The organism is Pediococcus pentosaceus ATCC 25745, from assembly GCF_000014505.1.
In the GTDB taxonomy this organism is placed as follows: domain Bacteria; phylum Bacillota; class Bacilli; order Lactobacillales; family Lactobacillaceae; genus Pediococcus; species Pediococcus pentosaceus.
On record NC_008525.1, the window covers coordinates 801378 to 818814 of the forward strand.

General features: G+C 38.4%; 21 protein-coding genes and 1 tRNA gene. 21 read left to right on the plus strand and 1 reads right to left on the minus strand.

Annotated features, from left to right (window positions below; all coding sequences use genetic code 11):
* The 21 genes from PEPE_RS03820 to PEPE_RS03915 all read left to right on the plus strand — a co-directional run bounded on the left by PEPE_RS03820 (window position 1) and on the right by PEPE_RS03915 (window position 17106).
* On the plus strand, window positions 1–915 hold the full coding sequence (locus PEPE_RS03820; protein WP_011673260.1) for a hypothetical protein: 915 nt from the start codon (window positions 1–3) through the stop codon (window positions 913–915).
* Between the two features lie 50 nt (window positions 916–965).
* A complete protein-coding gene (locus PEPE_RS03825) occupies window positions 966–1199 on the plus strand; it encodes an Ig-like domain-containing protein (protein WP_011673261.1) in 234 nt (77 codons plus the stop codon).
* A gap of 11 nt (window positions 1200–1210) precedes the next feature.
* The gene (locus tag PEPE_RS03830; RefSeq protein WP_011673262.1) at window positions 1211–1582 is read left to right on the plus strand and encodes a phage head-tail connector protein; all 372 of its coding nucleotides are present in this window, start codon (window positions 1211–1213) and stop codon (window positions 1580–1582) included.
* Between the two features lie 4 nt (window positions 1583–1586).
* Entirely contained in the window at window positions 1587–1895 is a 309-nt protein-coding gene (locus PEPE_RS03835) for a hypothetical protein (protein WP_011673263.1), read from the plus strand.
* The gene (locus PEPE_RS03840) at window positions 1888–2229 is read left to right on the plus strand and encodes an HK97-gp10 family putative phage morphogenesis protein (RefSeq protein WP_011673264.1); all 342 of its coding nucleotides are present in this window, start codon (window positions 1888–1890) and stop codon (window positions 2227–2229) included. Before PEPE_RS03835 ends, PEPE_RS03840 begins: the two co-directional genes overlap by 8 nt.
* Complete coding sequence (locus PEPE_RS03845; RefSeq protein ID WP_148194164.1) at window positions 2230–2637, plus strand: hypothetical protein; 408 nt, start codon at window positions 2230–2232, stop codon at window positions 2635–2637.
* An 11-nt stretch (window positions 2638–2648) separates the two neighbouring features.
* A complete protein-coding gene (locus tag PEPE_RS03850) occupies window positions 2649–3233 on the plus strand; it encodes a phage major tail protein, TP901-1 family (RefSeq protein ID WP_011673266.1) in 585 nt (194 codons plus the stop codon).
* Window positions 3234–3309: 76 nt separating this feature from the next.
* Window positions 3310–3588: a hypothetical protein gene (locus PEPE_RS03855; protein WP_011673267.1), complete on the plus strand. Its 279-nt coding sequence runs from the start codon at window positions 3310–3312 to the stop codon at window positions 3586–3588.
* A 139-nt stretch (window positions 3589–3727) separates the two neighbouring features.
* Entirely contained in the window at window positions 3728–4069 is a 342-nt protein-coding gene (locus PEPE_RS03860) for a tail assembly chaperone (protein ID WP_011673268.1), read from the plus strand.
* Between the two features lie 50 nt (window positions 4070–4119).
* The gene (locus PEPE_RS03865) at window positions 4120–4494 is read left to right on the plus strand and encodes a hypothetical protein (RefSeq protein WP_041526960.1); all 375 of its coding nucleotides are present in this window, start codon (window positions 4120–4122) and stop codon (window positions 4492–4494) included.
* The gene (locus PEPE_RS03870; protein WP_011673270.1) at window positions 4478–7498 is read left to right on the plus strand and encodes a phage tail tape measure protein; all 3021 of its coding nucleotides are present in this window, start codon (window positions 4478–4480) and stop codon (window positions 7496–7498) included. The genes PEPE_RS03865 and PEPE_RS03870 overlap by 17 nt, the downstream gene beginning before the upstream one ends.
* Window positions 7498–8262, plus strand: coding sequence for a hypothetical protein (locus PEPE_RS03875; RefSeq protein WP_011673271.1), 765 nt, complete (start codon window positions 7498–7500; stop codon window positions 8260–8262). The genes PEPE_RS03870 and PEPE_RS03875 overlap by 1 nt, the downstream gene beginning before the upstream one ends.
* Window positions 8262–11222, plus strand: a complete 2961-nt coding sequence (locus tag PEPE_RS03880) for a peptidoglycan amidohydrolase family protein (protein ID WP_011673272.1) — start codon at window positions 8262–8264, stop codon at window positions 11220–11222. The genes PEPE_RS03875 and PEPE_RS03880 overlap by 1 nt, the downstream gene beginning before the upstream one ends.
* Window positions 11206–11619, plus strand: a complete 414-nt coding sequence (locus tag PEPE_RS03885; RefSeq protein WP_011673273.1) for a hypothetical protein — start codon at window positions 11206–11208, stop codon at window positions 11617–11619. The genes PEPE_RS03880 and PEPE_RS03885 overlap by 17 nt, the downstream gene beginning before the upstream one ends.
* Before the next feature lie 3 nt (window positions 11620–11622).
* Window positions 11623–13452 carry a phage baseplate upper protein gene (locus PEPE_RS03890; protein ID WP_011673274.1) on the plus strand — a complete coding sequence of 610 codons (1830 nt, stop codon included), beginning with the start codon at window positions 11623–11625 and terminating at the stop codon, window positions 13450–13452.
* Window positions 13453–13463: 11 nt separating this feature from the next.
* A complete protein-coding gene (locus PEPE_RS03895; RefSeq protein WP_011673275.1) occupies window positions 13464–14204 on the plus strand; it encodes a hypothetical protein in 741 nt (246 codons plus the stop codon).
* Window positions 14204–14545 carry a DUF2977 domain-containing protein gene (locus PEPE_RS03900; RefSeq protein ID WP_011673276.1) on the plus strand — a complete coding sequence of 114 codons (342 nt, stop codon included), beginning with the start codon at window positions 14204–14206 and terminating at the stop codon, window positions 14543–14545. The genes PEPE_RS03895 and PEPE_RS03900 overlap by 1 nt, the downstream gene beginning before the upstream one ends.
* Entirely contained in the window at window positions 14542–14697 is a 156-nt protein-coding gene (locus PEPE_RS09115) for an XkdX family protein (protein WP_011673277.1), read from the plus strand. The genes PEPE_RS03900 and PEPE_RS09115 overlap by 4 nt, the downstream gene beginning before the upstream one ends.
* Before the next feature lie 62 nt (window positions 14698–14759).
* On the plus strand, window positions 14760–15362 hold the full coding sequence (locus tag PEPE_RS03905; RefSeq protein ID WP_011673278.1) for a hypothetical protein: 603 nt from the start codon (window positions 14760–14762) through the stop codon (window positions 15360–15362).
* A 42-nt stretch (window positions 15363–15404) separates the two neighbouring features.
* Window positions 15405–15806 carry a phage holin family protein gene (locus PEPE_RS03910; protein ID WP_011673279.1) on the plus strand — a complete coding sequence of 134 codons (402 nt, stop codon included), beginning with the start codon at window positions 15405–15407 and terminating at the stop codon, window positions 15804–15806.
* Window positions 15790–17106: a GH25 family lysozyme gene (locus PEPE_RS03915; RefSeq protein ID WP_011673280.1), complete on the plus strand. Its 1317-nt coding sequence runs from the start codon at window positions 15790–15792 to the stop codon at window positions 17104–17106. Before PEPE_RS03910 ends, PEPE_RS03915 begins: the two co-directional genes overlap by 17 nt.
* A gap of 255 nt (window positions 17107–17361) precedes the next feature.
* Here the strand turns inward: PEPE_RS03915 and PEPE_RS03920 are convergent.
* Window positions 17362–17435: transfer RNA gene (locus tag PEPE_RS03920), tRNA-Arg, on the minus strand.
* Window positions 17436–17437: the final 2 nt, after the last annotated feature.

The window sequence follows — 17437 nt, forward strand, 5'->3', positions numbered from 1 at the left end:
ATGCCAGCAACAAATAACAACCAAGCAGTACGCACATTCCAACCTCAATTTAAGGAATTACTACAAGCCGTATATCAAAAACAAGCTTACTTCCGTGATTTCTTCGGTGGTTCAATTCAAGCAGAAGATGGCGTTTCTAATAACGCCAAAGCGTTCTCACTTAAAACTAGTGACATTCCAATGGTTATCACTAAAGGAACGGTAGATAGTGATGAAAACCGTGCATATAAAACAGATGCAAATACAGCATTTGGGACTGGTACAGGAAATTCAACACGTTTTGGACCTCGTAAGGAAATTATTTACACAGATACAGATGTTAATTATTCGTGGGATTGGGTATTTCACGAAGGTATCGACCGCGCAACTGTTAATAATGGTTTTGAGGATGCAGCAGCTGATCGTTTAGAATTACAAGCGCAAGCTAAGACCCAAATGTTCGATGACCAAGGCGGTACTTTTATTAGTAAAATCGCTGGTAAAACTGAAAACATTACTGAAATTACTAACGATAGTGTATTGGCTTTGTTCAATAAACTTTCATCAATTTACGTCAACCTTCAAACTATCGGAGAAAAGAAAGCGTGGGTTAATGCAGAACTCTACAACGCAATCATTGACCATCCTTTGACTACATCATCAAAGAGTTCATCAGCTAATATTGATGAAAACAACATTCTTCATTTCAAAGGATTTGAAATTCAAGAAACGCCGGATGCCAAGTTCCAAGAAGGCGAAATTGCCTACACATCAATCAAGAACATTGCTCGTCAATTTACTGGTATCAACACAGCTCGTACGATTGAATCAGAAGATTTTGATGGTGTAGCACTTCAAGGAGCTGGTAAAGCTGGTGAATTCATTCTTGAAGACAACAAAGCAGCAGTTGTTAAGGTGACATTAAAAAAAGCGTAAACCCACCAGCTAGCGGGATAACTGCTAGTCAAAAAACGTTGTCCGAGAAGGTGGGGGACGCTAAGGATATCACTATTGCAGCTGATCCAGTTGATGCAAGTGATGCTACAGATGTTGTTAAGGCGACGACTGCTACATCAAGCGATGAAACGGTAGCAACGGTTACTAAGAAGAGTGATGGAACGTTCACAGTTACTGGCGTTAAAGCTGGTACAGCAACTATTACATTCACAAGCGGAGACTTAGCAGTAACTTTAGCAGTAACGATTACAGAAACCTCTTAGGAGGTGACTAGATGGCTGAAACAGAAGATTTGAAGAACCTTAAAGTGTTGTTGGCAATGGAAGATGATAACAGTAGGGACACTCTACTGAATTTAATCATCAAAAACACCGAAGCATCACTTAAGATTAAACTTCATCGAAAAGCTAAGGACGATGTGCCAGCAGAGCTTAATTACATTTTGCTAGAAGTGGCTGTACGACGTTTCAATCGATTTAAGAATGAAGGTATGACCAATTATTCGCAAGAAGGCGAAACATTCACTTTCAAAGATAGTGATTTCGATGACTTTCTGGATGATATTGCCGATTGGCTAGCTGATGAAGAGGATAAGCCTACATCACTGGGCAAAGTTAGCTTCATTTCTGGATATTCTGGGAGGTAATCTTATGAGATTTACAGACAAAGTTCAGTTCTACGAATCAAACGACCACTACGACTCAGATAATCCAGATGGCGATCCAACTCCAGTAGGTGAACCGGTAATTGCGAATGTAACTCACTTAGGTGTTAATCGTTCAATGCAGTTGTTCGGTAATCTGAACACGGATAGGCTCGTTGTGCGTCTGATACAGCCGTTTGATGAGGATTGGGGAATGCTTAGGGTAAACAATAATGAAACTTATTATTCGCTCGAAACTGGAGTATATCCGCTTAAAATTGATGGTTATATTGTGGGGGAAACACAAAATGAGTAATTATAATTTTTCGATTAAAGGACAAGATGTTCTGCTTAGAAAGCTTAAACGGAATATGCAAAAAGAAGCAGTCAAGAAAATCGTTAAAGAACATACGGCTAATATGCAAATTGAAGCTCAAAAACTAGCACCGGTTGATACAGGAAACCTTAAGCGTTCTATCCGTTTAGAATTGCTAAAAGGTGGAATGGCCGGAGCAGTTATTTCGCCAGCTGATTATTCTGGATATCAGGAATTTGGCACTCGTTTTATGGCAGCACAGCCATATATGGGCCCGGCATGGAGAAAGGAACGTCCAATTTTCATCAGTGAACTTTGGGCGTTAGTAAAGTAGGTGGTACTAATCAGAAAATCACCGATGCAGGATGTGTATGATTACTATTTTCGATTGTCAAAAAAATCAGGATATAACACATACGATTATTTACCACCGCAAAGCGAGAAGGTTAAATATCCTTTTGTTTATATTGGAAATTTGGAAGAAATTCCCAGCCAAACCAAAACAAATTTAACTGGCTCAGTTGTTTTAAATATTGATTGTTGGGGTACGCCTAAACAGCGTTTAATCATTTCAGAAATGGTTGAGCGTTTTTTTTATGCCTCAATCGGACGAGTAAACACTGAAAACTATCATTTTTACGGCAATGCACAACAGCAGTCAAAGCGAATGCAACTAGATACTAGCGTACCTAACTCAACACTAATGCGAGGAATGGTAACAATCGAATTACAAATATTATAAGGAGTGAAAATATGGCAACAGAAGTTATCCAAGGTAACAACTTAAAAGTATTTTATAGATTAAAGAAGTGGGCCAAAGAACGTCCAGCAGAATTGGTGCCTTATCAAACTTCGGCAAAATTAACGTTTAAGCGGGATTCGGATTCCACGAAAACTAAGGATGGTAATGTAGCGACTAGTGCCAGTCTTGAACCTGAATTAGAAGTAGAATTTATCAATAATAGTTCGATAGCAGCCGATGAATTCTACCAGAGTGTACTGAACAATGAGGAGGGGGAAGCATGGTTAGTTGATATTGATCGTCTCAATAAAGCTGGTAAAAATTTTGCTTGGTACATGCAAGTTACCGTTTCTGAAGATGAAACCGAAGCTAAAACTGGTGATGCCTCTGAACGCTCTATTACATTTGCTGTCAGTGGACAACCCAAACGGGGCTGGTTAGCTCTTACTCAAGATCAGCAAGACCAGGTAGATTATATTTTCCGTGGTACAGATAAAGTTGTCATGGCTGATGATGGCACCGAAGAAAACGGTGGAACTGCTTGGGAAGATGGAGATGAGGGTACATATGTACCTAAAGACGACTCGTCAAAATAGACAGCCCCGTAGGTATCAATGTAAAACCTACGAATAATGGGGCACTTATAAATTCTAATTAAAAGGAGAATGCATTATGGCAGATCGTACGAAACAACATTTAGTAATTTACAAAGGTGCAACCAAAGCCTTTGAAGGCGAAGTTGGTGAAAAAACAGTAGCTATTACAGGACTTGATGCCGGAACGATTGTTGCAGAAGGTGATTATCAAATTGCTTGGAGTGACGGTACTAACGAATCGGAGAAAGTAGATGTTCCAGCATTCACAGTTAATGCTTCTGCAGTTGATCCAGAAGTTGCAACCAATGTTACAACTACACCGACAGCTGATGGGGCAAACGTTACAGCTGAATAAACAAATTTAGTCGCCTTTGAAATGCACAATACCATAAGGGGCGGCATTTGTAGGAGCGTTAATAATGTTTTTTCAAATTAGTATATCAATATTATTAATTAATGCTTTTTTTAAACAAAAATTAAGGAGTAAACATAATATGAAAATTACAATTGCCGGAAAAGAACAAGAATTGAATTTTGGAGTTAGATTTGTACGAGAATTAGATAAGGTAGCTGGTATGGAAGCTGGCGGTATGTCATTAGGTATGGGACTAACAAAGTCTTTACCAGCCCTAAATGCGTATGATCCTGCAGTTCTTTCAGATGTAATCTATAGTGCAACCTTTAGAAACTCACCACGAGTTGGTCGTAATGATGTTGATGATTATTTAGATGGTCTAACCAGCGTTAAGGAATTTGAAAAACTATTCGATGATGTTTCCAAAGAAGTGAAGAAAGCAAATGTTCTTAAAGTGGCATTAAAAAACATGCAAGCCTAGATGATGAAAAAGAAATTAAGCAGACAAGTGAACAAGCTTATCAGGAAATATTGCTTAATTGTCTAGCATATCTAGGCTTTCATTCAATCGAAGAAATCGAAACAATGCCGTTCTCAGAATATTATTTACGGCTAGAAGCTTATTACATGCAAAAGTCTGAACAACGCCAAAATTTAGCTCTTCAAGCCTTTTTTAATCAGATGGTACAAGCAACTACGGGTAGCGATAAGAACCCCAAACCTAAGTACAAAAATCTTGATGATATGTATAATCTCGATGATGAAAAAGCTAATATCAGACATGTTTTCGAAGGATTACCAGTTAAGGAAAAGAAAGCAGATATTAACGAATTAACAGCTAGTCGTTGGGATGAATGGAAAAAAATACAAAAGGGAAGGAGGAAGAGAAATGGGCGAAACGTATAGTGTTACAGCAATGTTAAGCGCAGTTGATAAAAATTTTAGTTCGGTTATGCAAAAAGCAGCAAGCCAGACTGCTTCGTTTTCCGAAAAAGTCAAAGCAACAACTAGCGGTGTGGGTAAAAGCATGCTAGCTATAGGTGGTGCTACCACAGCTCTAGGAGTTAAATCTATTAAATCTTTTGGTAATTTCCAAGCTTCACTAAACAAAGCAGCAGTTACCGCTGGTGGAACTTCTAAGGATATTTCTGGATTGGCAGATGTTGCTAACAAAATGGGTGCCGATTTGCCTTTGAGCGCTCAAGATTCAGCTGATGCCATGATTGAAATGGCGCAAGCTGGTGCAGACGTAGGCCAAATCAAACAACAATTTCCAGCTATTGCACAAGCTTCAACAGCAGCAGGATCCGATTTAATCCAAACTGCCGGTGTTGTTCAAAACGCTATGAACATTTGGGGTGATAGTCTTAAGTCTCCTAATCAAGCTGCAGCAGCATTAGTTACTACGGCAAATGCAAGTAATGCTTCAGTGGAAGATATGCAACAAGCTTTAGCAACTATTGGTGGTACTGCGAAGGCGTCGGGAATGTCACTACAAGAAACTTCGACAGCAATAGGGTTACTAACCAACCGTGGGTTTAGTGCTGCGCAATCTTCGCAGGATTTAAATCACGCTATTTTACAAATGCAAGCCCCTAGCAAAGTAGCACAAAAGGCAATGCATAGTTTGGGTATTAGTTATACAGATGCTCAAGGTAATATGAAATCATTCCCATCAATACTTCAAGAAATTAGTCAATCAATGGATGGTATGACTTCAGCTGAAAAGCAAAAGAATTTGAAAGCTTTATTTGGTACTGCTGGTATGCAAGCGATAGGTCCATTGCTTGATTCTATTAACGATAAATCTGGAAGTACTCAAAAATCGTGGGATGGAATGTTTAATTCTATTCAAAAGAGTTCCTCAATTTCATCAGCTGCTGCTAAAACTTTAAGTACTCAAGCTTCAGAAATGCAAAAAAATGTTGGATCGAAAGTGGAACAAGTTGGTGGTAATTGGGAAGCTCTTCGCAACAAAGCAATGGATAGTAAAAATTCTATTACTGGTGGAATGCTAGATATGATTAATAAGACTATAACTTGGGCTGAAAATTCCAATAATGGGATAGCAAAGGTTATACGTGGTTTTATTGGATTATCTCCAGTTTTAGGACCAGCCATTGCAATTTTTGGTGGATTATTAATTGTTACAGCTAAAGTAGGTTCAGCAGTTGGCACCCTTGCCAAAGGATTCTTAGCGGTTGGTAAAGGTGTTGTGGGATTAGTTAGCAAACTAATTGGTGTTGCTACTGGTAATACTGCCGTAGGAGCAACCTCAGCTGGAGCAGCGACTGGTGAGAAAGCTGTTGGTAAAAGTGCCGAAAAAAGTGCCGGACAATTAATTGCCATGGGATTAGCCGTACTTGAAATAGGAGCTGGAATTGCCTTGGTACTTGGTGGCTTAGCATTATTAGTATTAAGTATCACCCAACTTGCTAAACAGGGGATGAACGGTGTAATTGCTATGGCGACATTTGGAGCTACAGTTGCTATATTAGCCGGTGTATTTGCATTGTTAGGGCCAGTTTTAACAGCTAGTGCAGTCGGGATGCTTGCTTTTGGTGTCGCTATTATTGCCGCCGGGGCAGGGGTTGCTTTATTTGGTACCGGTGTCCTAGCTATGGGAGCCGGATTAGCCTTAGCTGGTCAAGGAGTAACGGTTTTAGTTAACGCTTTTATTTTGCTAGGCAATAACATCGGGTTAATTATCCCGATTATGTCTTCAATTGGAGCTGGATTCAGCGCTCTTTTATCAGGAATATTGAATGCAGTGATTACAAATATACCTATAATTGGACAAATGTTTATTGCATTAGGTCAAACAATTTTAAATGTGATTAATACGTTATCACCTCAGATTATTCAAACAGTGATGAATTTATTACTGTTATTAGTAAATACGATTGTGACGTATACACCAATTTTTACCGCTAAAATAGCGCAATTAATCATTTCAATTTTAAATACTATTACTACTTATTTACCACAGATAATTTTAGCCGGAACTAACTTAATAGTGGCTCTGCTGAATGGAATTGCTCAAGCAATGCCAAGAATTATTACAGCTGCAGTAAATGTGATTGTTGCGTTTATTAATGGTATTGCTAATAATCTTGGAAGAATTATAAATGCCGGCATTAACTTACTCGCTAAATTCATCATGGGAATTGTTAATGCAATTCCTCGCCTTGCTAGCATTGCTGTACAAGCAGTGATGAAATTTGTATATGGTGTTGGTAATGCATTAGGCCAAGTGTTAGGGTCTGGGCAAAAACTCATCAATATGTTTGTCAAAGGTATTATGGATGGATTTGGTAAATCACAAAGTTCAGGTAAAGAAAATGCTAACAAGGTTGATAGCGGGATCAGAAGTGTGTCGTTATTAGATGTTGGTAAATTTTTAATTCAAGGATTTATCAATGGAATGGGCTCTATGGGTGGCGCTCTATGGGATGCAGCAGTTGGAATTGCTAATAAAGCAAAAAATGCTATTAAAAATGCATTAGGTATACACTCCCCATCAAGAGTTATGAAAAATGAAGTTGGTAAATGGATTCCAGCAGGTATTGCTGTTGGTATGAATAAAAATATCAGTTGGATTACATCAGCTGCTAAGAACATGGTTAGTGCTGCAACTATTTCAATTCCTTCTCCAGAATTTGAAGATTTTAGGAAAGGATTCAATCGTATTCAATCACTTTCGTCATCCGCTTTTAGTGGAAGTGTAAATGGATCAATGACATTGAACGCTTCAACCATGGATCAGCAAAATAACGCCTTACTACGCCGTATTGCTGATAAAAATACTAATCTTTACATGGATAGCGATACATTGGTTGGCACTACATCTGATAAATTCAACGGACAATTAGGAGCAACTTCCAATAACAACGAAAGGTGGAGCTGGTAATGCAGTACGGTTTTAGGGATTTACAGCCAACTAATAAAATTGAATATGAAGATATTCCCACCGAGGGCTTTGTTTTTGGGGGATTTGACAGTCGTAAAGTTGGGTGGTGGGTAACTTCAAGAGAAGCACCTACACCAGCTGAAAATGAAATAGTAGAATCGGTTGCTTACGCGCAAGGCGTCTATGATTTCTCAATGCTGAACGGTGAGCGTTTCTTTGGCAATCGAGAGATTACCTACAAAATCGTTATGCCATTAAGCGTCTATCATGAACGAAAAATATTTGAAGAAGAAATTAAGCGACAACTAATGCCGGTTGGTATTAGTAATCTAGTTGATACGCATGAAGATGGTTACTACTGGAGTGGCAAGTGTAAAAGTGTAGAAGTAGATGACGATGAAGAAAAAGGAATGTTGACGGCTACGGTGGTATTTGATTGTTACCCATTCGCTTTTACTAATAACTTAGAAGGCGCTGATGTTTGGGACGATGTGATATTCGATCATTGGATTTGGCAACCGGTTAAATTTAATATAACGGAATCAATGAATGTAACGCTTGAAAACATCGGTTCACGACCGGTTATTTGCCATTTTGCAGTAACTGGAAAAGTAACTGTGAAAGGCCCCGGCTTTAATGGTTATGAATTGACCAAAGATAATGCCGATAAAGCAACGATTACTATGCCGTTAGGTAAAAATAAATTTACGTTAAGTGGTTCTGGAACGATTGAGTTTAAGTTTAGACGTGAGGAGATGATCTAATGTATCGAGTGATTGCTTATGACGAACCAACCGACAAAGCTGGTTACGTTATCCATGACCCTGTTGTTGGTTTGGCAGCGTCAGAAGGTAAATTAACCATATCATCAAGTCAAACTAATACTTTGTCATTGACCTTAAATCAAGCTAACAAGTTATTCGGAAAAGTTAGACCAATGCACACGCACGTCGAGGTTTATGATTCTGATAACAGTGAATTGTTATTCAGAGGTAGAGCTTTGAAACCAGAACGTGAGATGAAGAACAACGGTCAATTCATTCAAACCTACGATTTTGAGAATATCGACAGTTATTTAATTGATAGCGTTCAACGCTACATTGAAATTGCTAACGCTACACCAGAGGAATTCTTAAAAAAGCTGATTGAGGAACATAATTCTCAAGTTCCAGAATACAAGCAGTTTACAGTTAGAAATGTTACAGTCACCAACAAAAAAGATAACACTTTACGCAAAGTGGATTACCAGACCACTAAGGATGCCATTAAAAAGCTACTGACTGATTCGATTGGTGGCAGTATCATTGTGGAATATAAAGACGGTAAGAATTACATCGACTACCTTAAAAGTCCGGGGCAAGACCACTCAATGGAAGCTCCGTTGAAGATTGCTGAAAACATGCAATCAGCTAAGGTTGCAATTGATCCATCTAAAGTAATCACTCGGTTAATTCCGTTAGGCGCTCAAATTGAAACACAAAAGCCCGATGAAAAACATGATGATAGTTCAGACGATGGCACGAAGTTGAGTGGGACGATGACAGCCGTCAATGGAGATTGGGGCCCAGCAATTAAGTTCGCAGCTAAATGTATGAAAACATCTGTTAGTGATGCCGAAGTAAGTACAATTAAAGACGTGATTAAACACGAATCAAACGGTAGTGAAACGATTGTAAATAATTGGGATAGTAACGCACAAGCGGGAACTCCTAGTAAAGGGTTACTACAATTTATCGAACCTACTTTTAAGGCGTACGCTGTCGAAGGCTATACCAACATTCTCAAGGGATTCCATCAGTTGTTAGCGATGTTCAATGATTCTAATTGGAAGAGTGACGTTCATACTGGCGGTTGGGGTCCAACAGGATCTAAGCGTTATGATAAATTAACAGTTGACATTACTCAGTCTGGAACTAGCGGGGGATGGGGTTCTCCATTTCCATCAGTTGGTCATGTAGCATTTGACGGCGGTCAATTGTTTGGTGTTCATGCTGGCGGTGAATTTCGTCAAAATGGATTCCATGATGGATTAGACTTTGGAACTGTTAAGTATCCGGGTAGTGATGTACATGCAATTCATGGTATGAAGATTACCCGAATTGGAAACATGGCTGGATTAGGATATTTTGTGCTCGGGCATTCTGACGACGGCTACAACATTGACTTTCAAGAAGCGTTCGCCAGTCGTAGCGACATTCATGTAAAGGTTGGTCAGTACGTTAAAACTGGTCAAGTAGTCGGCATAAGAACTACCGACCACTTGCACATCGGTATCACCAAAAAAGATTTCGATTACGCCTTAAGATATGCTTTTACTAACAACGGAACATGGATTGACCCAGAGCCGTTGATTTTTGGTAAAAGTAAACAGACACGTTCACTTAACGAAACAAAATTTCTTTCAACTAAAACAGATGATTCTAACTCTCCATTGGCAAAACAAGAATTAGATATTCAAGCTGGAATTGATATGTTCAATAAGGCTAAAGCTGCACATCTTGAATATGCTATGGACTATAGAAGAGCTGACATTTTGACAAATCAGAAACACGCTGATTGTTCGTCATTTGTCAGCTATTTTATTGAGTTGGCAATTCACGAGACAGATCGCACGCTCTACAATACTGAAACACTACATGGATTTCTTAAAAATCACGGCTATTTATTGCATTACGAAGGTACTAATAATACGTTACCAGCAATGCAAACTGGTGATGTAATCATTATGGGTAAAAAAGGACAATCGGCAGGTGCAGCAGGACATACCGCTGTCATGAAAGATGCTGATACCGTGCTGGAATGTTCCAGTGGTTGGCCTGGCGGTTATCCGGACGGTGCAGATGTTTTCGAACATGGTAAGGGTTCCAATCCAACACTTGCTAACTGGTTTAGCTATGACGCTAATAACTGGTCTGGTGAGTGGTACTGGTATCTTTATCGTTTTAGTGGAAACATTCCAGAACAAGATTCTGGTGACCAAAAAGGTGGAACGATTAAGTCTGGCGTTAGATATACGATTGCACCAGTTAATGATGGTAAAGACTACCTAGATATTCCGGAGTTTCAGAAGGAGTTTGGGATTATCAATGGAGTGGTTACGTGGGACAACATCAAAGACCCAGCCCAATTACTAACTAAGGGTAAAGCATGGATTAAAGCACAGAAAGCTTCAACTAACACCTTTACCGTCAGTGCTATTGAGTTGAATGAATACGAACGATTTAAAGTTTATGATCGTTACTTATTCATTAATCCATATGTAGCTGAACAACAACTACTAACAATTATTGAAAAAGAAATCGATTTGAACAAGCCACATAAATCAACGATGACCTTTGGTGACAAAACTACAAAGTTAACTGATTACCAGAATGATTTCAAAAAAGTTAGCAAAGATGTGGAATCTTTAAAAAGTACGATGTCAACTGTATCTGGCGATGTTTCAAGCATGCGCACAGGAACGTCAGATGCAACGCTCGCTTCGATTAATGAACAGTTAGGTACTGTTGATGTACCACAACTTAAAAAGGACTACGAAGGTACTCAGAAAGATATTGAGGATAGTAAAACAAGGCTTGAAACAGCTGAAACAGATTTAAAAGTAGTCAAAGAAGATGACGAAGCTACCAAGCAAACTTTGGAAGAACAAAAGAAGACAATTGCTGACTTAGATGAACGATTGAAGAAATTAGAAGGGGGTAATGCTAATGGTACAGGTGTATAAGGATATTACCAAAGTACAAAAAGATGCAAAAAAAGTTGCAGAAATTGCTGATATAATCCGGCACGCTACGGTAGGTTCAGATGTAAGAGAAGCAATGGCACAGGGATTTGAAACCATTGATGATTCAGAGGTGATTAATCACCTTATTGATGATGTGAATAATTTAACGAATGAGATTATAGGTTATCGTACTGATGTTAAGGAACTGACCAAGAAGGTTCAGAAATCCATTGATGATAACCATACTGATATTGAAAATATTGGCAAAAAAAATCAAGAAACACTTGATAAATTTGATAGTGATTGGCAAGAAAAAATTAATCGTATTATTTTGGGGACGGATTTACCAACGCTCGAGCGAATTATCGACGAAAAACTAAATGAGAGAGGGGTGTAGTCAATGAGTATGTATCTTAAGTTTCGCATAGGTAAAGATAAGCGAAAACTAGTTCCGATTAATGGCTTTGAATTGAAAGATGCTGATTCTAACAATCCACAATGGCTACAAGGTCGGCAAAACGAAGACGGTGGACGACAAGTATTTGTCGATTTAGAAGATGAGAATGGCTCTCCGGTTAATTTAACGGGAGCAAGTGCCGTGTTTAAAGGTGTGCTACCAGGTGGACAGTACAAAATCTGGGATCATAAAAGTAGCACAATCATTGATGCACAAGCCGGACGATTCCGTTATACATTTCCAAAACGGGCAATGGCGATTGCTGGTTCGTATAAACAAGCGTTCTTTGAAATCTTTCGTGAAGGTACCAGGTTAGCAACACTCGAATTCAATTTTGAAGTGTTAGCGGACCTTGTAGAAGAGAACATCATTCCGAGTGACTATATCACTCCATTTGAAGACTTGTACGGCAAGCTTAAAGAATATCTTGTTAAATTCAACGGTGACTTTGATGCTGCAATGGCTCAATGGAAGAAAGATGTTGCTGAATTAATTACTGAACTTAATGCTGATATTAGCGGTATCAACTTGACCATTACCGAAATTAAGGCACAACTTTCAGCACTAGAAGACAAGATTAAAGCTGATGGATTGCTTACGCAGGCTGATTTTGATGTGCAAATGAAAACGTTGATGGACACCATTGAAAGTGAATTGGCTATTTTAAAACAGCCAATCTACGTGGAACAAACTATCTATGGTGATCCAGTCGAAGAACAAGCACCAGAAATTAAGCAGAAGTTAGACAGCTTAACCGTTGGAATTAATCCAGATAAGTTTAATTTTGTGTTCATCACTGATCCACATTATGCATCCTCGGAAGAGACTGCTAATCTATCAGTTAGCTACGGAGTTAATCACGTTAACAGAGCGCTCTACTTAGACCAATACGTAGATATGATGATTCTTGGTGGAGATAATATTGATGGAAACCAAGCCAGCATTGAAGGTATTCTAACCGACCAAGCTCAGATTGCTACTGAATTTTTGTTTGGAAGTGATAATAATTCGGATAAGTTCCCATTAAAAGGTAATCATGATGATGGTACGCAACGACAGGCTTACTTTGAGGCGGGAAGACGCCCTGACCGTATTCCTAGTTTGCCGGCTGTCATTACGGACGCTCAATTTAAAAGAGATTATCATACCGGCGATTTGTTATTTGGCGAAACACGAAAAGGGAATAGCAACTATTTCTACAAAGATTATCCGGATAAAAAAATTCGTATAATTGGATTAGATTCGAATGATCGCCCAGAAATAAAAAATGACGACGGAACCGAAAAATATTTAGGAATTTGGCATCTAGGCTATCGACAAGAACAAATTAATTGGTTAGCTAATGTGGCTTTAAAAAACGTTCCGGAAGACTATACCACTCTAATTGTGGCTCACATGCAATCATACGTTAAAAATGGAACCAACATTCACAATGCCGATTTAGTAAACAAGGTTATTGGAGACTTTATTACTGGCGGTTCTACTACATTGACTAGTGATGATGAAGATTGGGAAGTTAATGTTAAGACAGATTTCACACAACAAGGAGCACGAGTTCTAGCTGGATGGATTCATGGACACGAGCATTCAGAAAACATTCGGACGGACGGTGGATACAATAATATTGGCATCTTAGCTTCTATCGGACTTGGAGAAGCTCAGAATTGGCTCGGTGACACTGATGGTTGGAACTTAATTGAATTGGACACTGAGAAACGAACGCTAACTTTAAAAGGTTTTGGGATTGCGACCGATCGCAAATTTGATTATTAGGAGGGATTAGATTGGTAAAAAAAGTAGATCCAATTCAAGCAGTTAACAAACTAAAACATAAAATCGATTTGAATGAAAAAAGAGCAGTCGTTCCCGTCGATAAAGAACATGCTGGGCGAGTTACGCCAGCGCAATATAATAAGTTTAGAGGTGCTGCTGGTTACCGCGAATATATTGAACACGTCGACATCGAAAAAATTGACCCCGGACGCTATACTGGAATTTATTTGGGAAACACAATCTTAGGTGCAAATGATAGCGGTGTTTCACTGGTAGATAAAACTCAAGGAGATGCGAAGCATGTCCAGTACCTAGTAACGACTTCAAATAATGGACGAATCTATTATAAAAACACGCATATTAATGGCAGTAATCCTAGTACTTCACCTAGCGGATGGGGTGAAATCCTCAAGCATTATGTGCTTTGGGAAGGCAACGCTGATGCCGTAGGAACTACTCTAACGCTTAGTGATAATCTGGATAAATACCGCTATATTGAAATCACATATCAGTTTGGTGATCATATCGAAGTCGCTACAGTATTAGCGAGTGCCAATAACTATGCGGTTGCTAGAAATAATCCGCATAATGATGAACTATTCAACGAAATATTTGAAACAACTTTACTTAAAGATACAAAAGATCATACAAAACTGACTATTAGTAGTAACTTTGCTTACCTCGACACCGGCGGAGCGATTAATAAAATTGATGATAAGGCGCAAATTTGGAAAATTAGGGGGCTGGTATAATGAAGCTCGTAATCAATGATAAGAGTGAGATTTTGGCGTTCACCGTTTTTGGCGATGTTGATAACTCGGTAGAATACGAAGGAGAAGTTCCAGAAGATTTCAGAGATAAATTCAAGCCTAAGTTTTACATGCTAGTAGATGGAGTAATAGTTGAGAATCCGAATTATGTGGAACCTGAACCACCGGAAATTGGGCCGTCAGCAATCGAACAACAAGTAGCAGCTCTTGGATATCAACAAATGCAAGATAGCCAAGATAAACAAAAATTAGTTAAACAGAATGCTCAAATAGCATATCAAGTTATGCAAATTCAACAACAATTAGGAGGACAAAACGCATGATGAATTTCCCAGATTTTAACTCAATTAAAAGTTGGTACGATGCACAATTATGGACAAAAGATATGGTTAGTGACGGTGTTGTATGTAACAAGATTACAGCGGAACAATATAAAGAAATCGTTGGAGAAGATTACGTAGCGCCTGAAACATAGGCGTTTTTTATTTCTCTTAGTAGTAAAATAATTATTAAATAAATTACTAGGAGAATATTGAAATGGATGCAACAACTTTAGACGTAATTATTACAGGCGGAATATCAGTGTTTGGTGCAGGTTTATCATTTTTAGGAGCTCGAAAGGGTGCTAAGACACAAATGGAAACAACTGAAAAATCCGTCGAGAATAATATGGAGATTGCTAGGATGAACATTGAAGAAAAATTAATTGCTGAGAATAAGATTAACTGGAATAACAGGACACGCGAATTAATTTCTAAATTTATACGCCAATGTTTTGATATTAATCATGGCATTGATCAGGTTCAAATTATTAATAAAAAGCGAGAATTGTCTGTCGATCCTTCGCTACCAAGTAAAGAACGAAATAAATATTCTAAGCTTTCTAAAGAAGATTTAGAAATGGCGAAAGAAACAATGGTAACAATTTCCAACGCTGTAGAAACCGTCACGGAAATCAGATTACACATTTTTGATAGATCAGATTCGTTGGGAAATGAATTACTAGAAAGAATAATAGATGTCGAAAAGTACTTTCAAAGGATGGAGAAAATTCCTTCTACGGAGCTGTCTCAATTAACAGAATTAGCAAGAAACTACTTTGAAATTCAATGGAAAGAATTGACTAAAGATATCAAATAGGTATCTTTTTTTATTTTGGGTAAGAAAGGAGGATGTAATACAGTGCCATTTCATGTAAGTTTATTGCAATCTTATATGGCAATCGTTGATGATAAATTGATGATTGCTTTTTTGTTTGCAGTAATTTTAGATATTGGGACTGGAATGGCTAAAGGGATTATTAATCAAAGAACGAGTAAATTGAATAGTACTAAGGGATTATTTGGGTTAATTAAACATTCTACGGTAATATTTTTAGTTTTATTGGTTTATCCGTTCATGAATGCAATCGGGTTTGAACCAACAGCTAATGCGTTATTAATTTTTTATATCGTAACATATGCAATATCTGTTGTTGAAAATTTGGGTCAAATGGGAGTGCCATTTCCAGACTTTATCAAAAAATATTTTGTGAAGCTTCAAGATGATTATAGTAAAGGGGGACATAATGACAAAATTAAATAAGCTAAAATGGGTTGTTGCGATTGCAATGGCTTTTTTTATTGGAGTAAATACCGCTCCGCTGGTTAGTGCCAATGCTGGTAGTTCTACCAATAATCAATATACTAATACACAACATGAAGCAACTCAGAAACATTCAACTACTGACAAAGCTAAAACGGGTAATAAAGACGCTAGAAAATCGGTTACTTCAGTGCGTAGCCAAGGCGTCGATTGGGCTAAGTATCAAGGTTATAACGGTGTTAAAGGCTATAAGAACGACCAATTTGCCATTGCTCAAATTGGTGGATCTTATGGTGGAACTTTCATTAATCAAGCAACTTATAATAGTCAAGTTGCTAGTGCGCTTAATCAAGGTATGCGAGCTCATACTTACATTTGGTATGGTGTTGGTGGTAGTACACAACTGGGCAAGCAATGCTTAGACTACTACTTGCCACGAGTTAAGACACCTAAAGGTTCGATCGTAGCATTGGACTATGAAGATGGTGCAAGTGGAAGTGTTAAAGAAAACACAGACGCTATCATTGCTGGTATGCAACAAATTAAGAATGCTGGATATACTCCAATGTACTACAGTTATAAACCATATACTCTAGCACATGTTGATTATCAACGAATTGTAAAACGCTTTGGGACTAGTTTGTGGATTGCAGCTTATCCAGATTATAATGTGCGGAGCACACCATATTGGGGAACTTTCCCAACAATGGATGGAGTGGCTATCTGGCAGTTCACTTCCACTTATATTAATGGCGGACTAGATGGCAACGTTGATTTAACCGGAATTACAAAGAACGGTTATGATGGTAATACACCAACTCCAAGTAAACCAACTAACAAGAAGGCTGTTCACGTAACCTATGCCTTACATCAAAAAGGCAAACAATGGTTAAGCCCAGTCAAAGATTTTGGCTCTGGATCAAATGGTTTTGCTGGAGTTCCTAATAGCGTGCATGACATGCTTTATATCAAAGTTAACCATGGAACTATTAAGTATCGTGTCCACACCAAAGAAGACGGCTGGTTACCATGGGTACACAAAGCTAATAAGAATGATACGGTTAACGGAGTTGCCGGAATTAAAGGTCACACGATCGACGGAGTTCAGATGTACTACACAACTCCATCTGGTGAAACTTACCAACAAGCGTACTATCGTTCACAAACAACTCAACGAGCTAACTACTTAGGAACGTGTGCCGACAATGGTTCAGTTGCTGGTTATGATAGCTGGGCTGGAATGCTAGGCGAACCTTTGGATAGATTACAGATTCATATTAACGACAATAGTAAGTATTAATATAGAGTGTGTTTTATTTGAATATTTAAATTTAAAATGTTAGAGTTACTTTATCCCCAGGATTTTGAACGTTATATCGAAACCCTTTTAAAAAGCCTATTCAGTTTAATTACTGGATAGGCTTTTTTATTTTACATAAAAATAAAAAACACTCAACCTAATTAAAGATTGGATGTTTTTTATGGTTTGGCAGGCGTTTGGCAGGCACTATATAACCAAAACCTACTGTTATCAGCATTTCGGACTATATTAATATGATTCGGGAGAGATTCGAACTCTCGACCGTCCGCTTAGAAGGCGGATGCTCTATCCAGCTGAGCTACCGAACCGT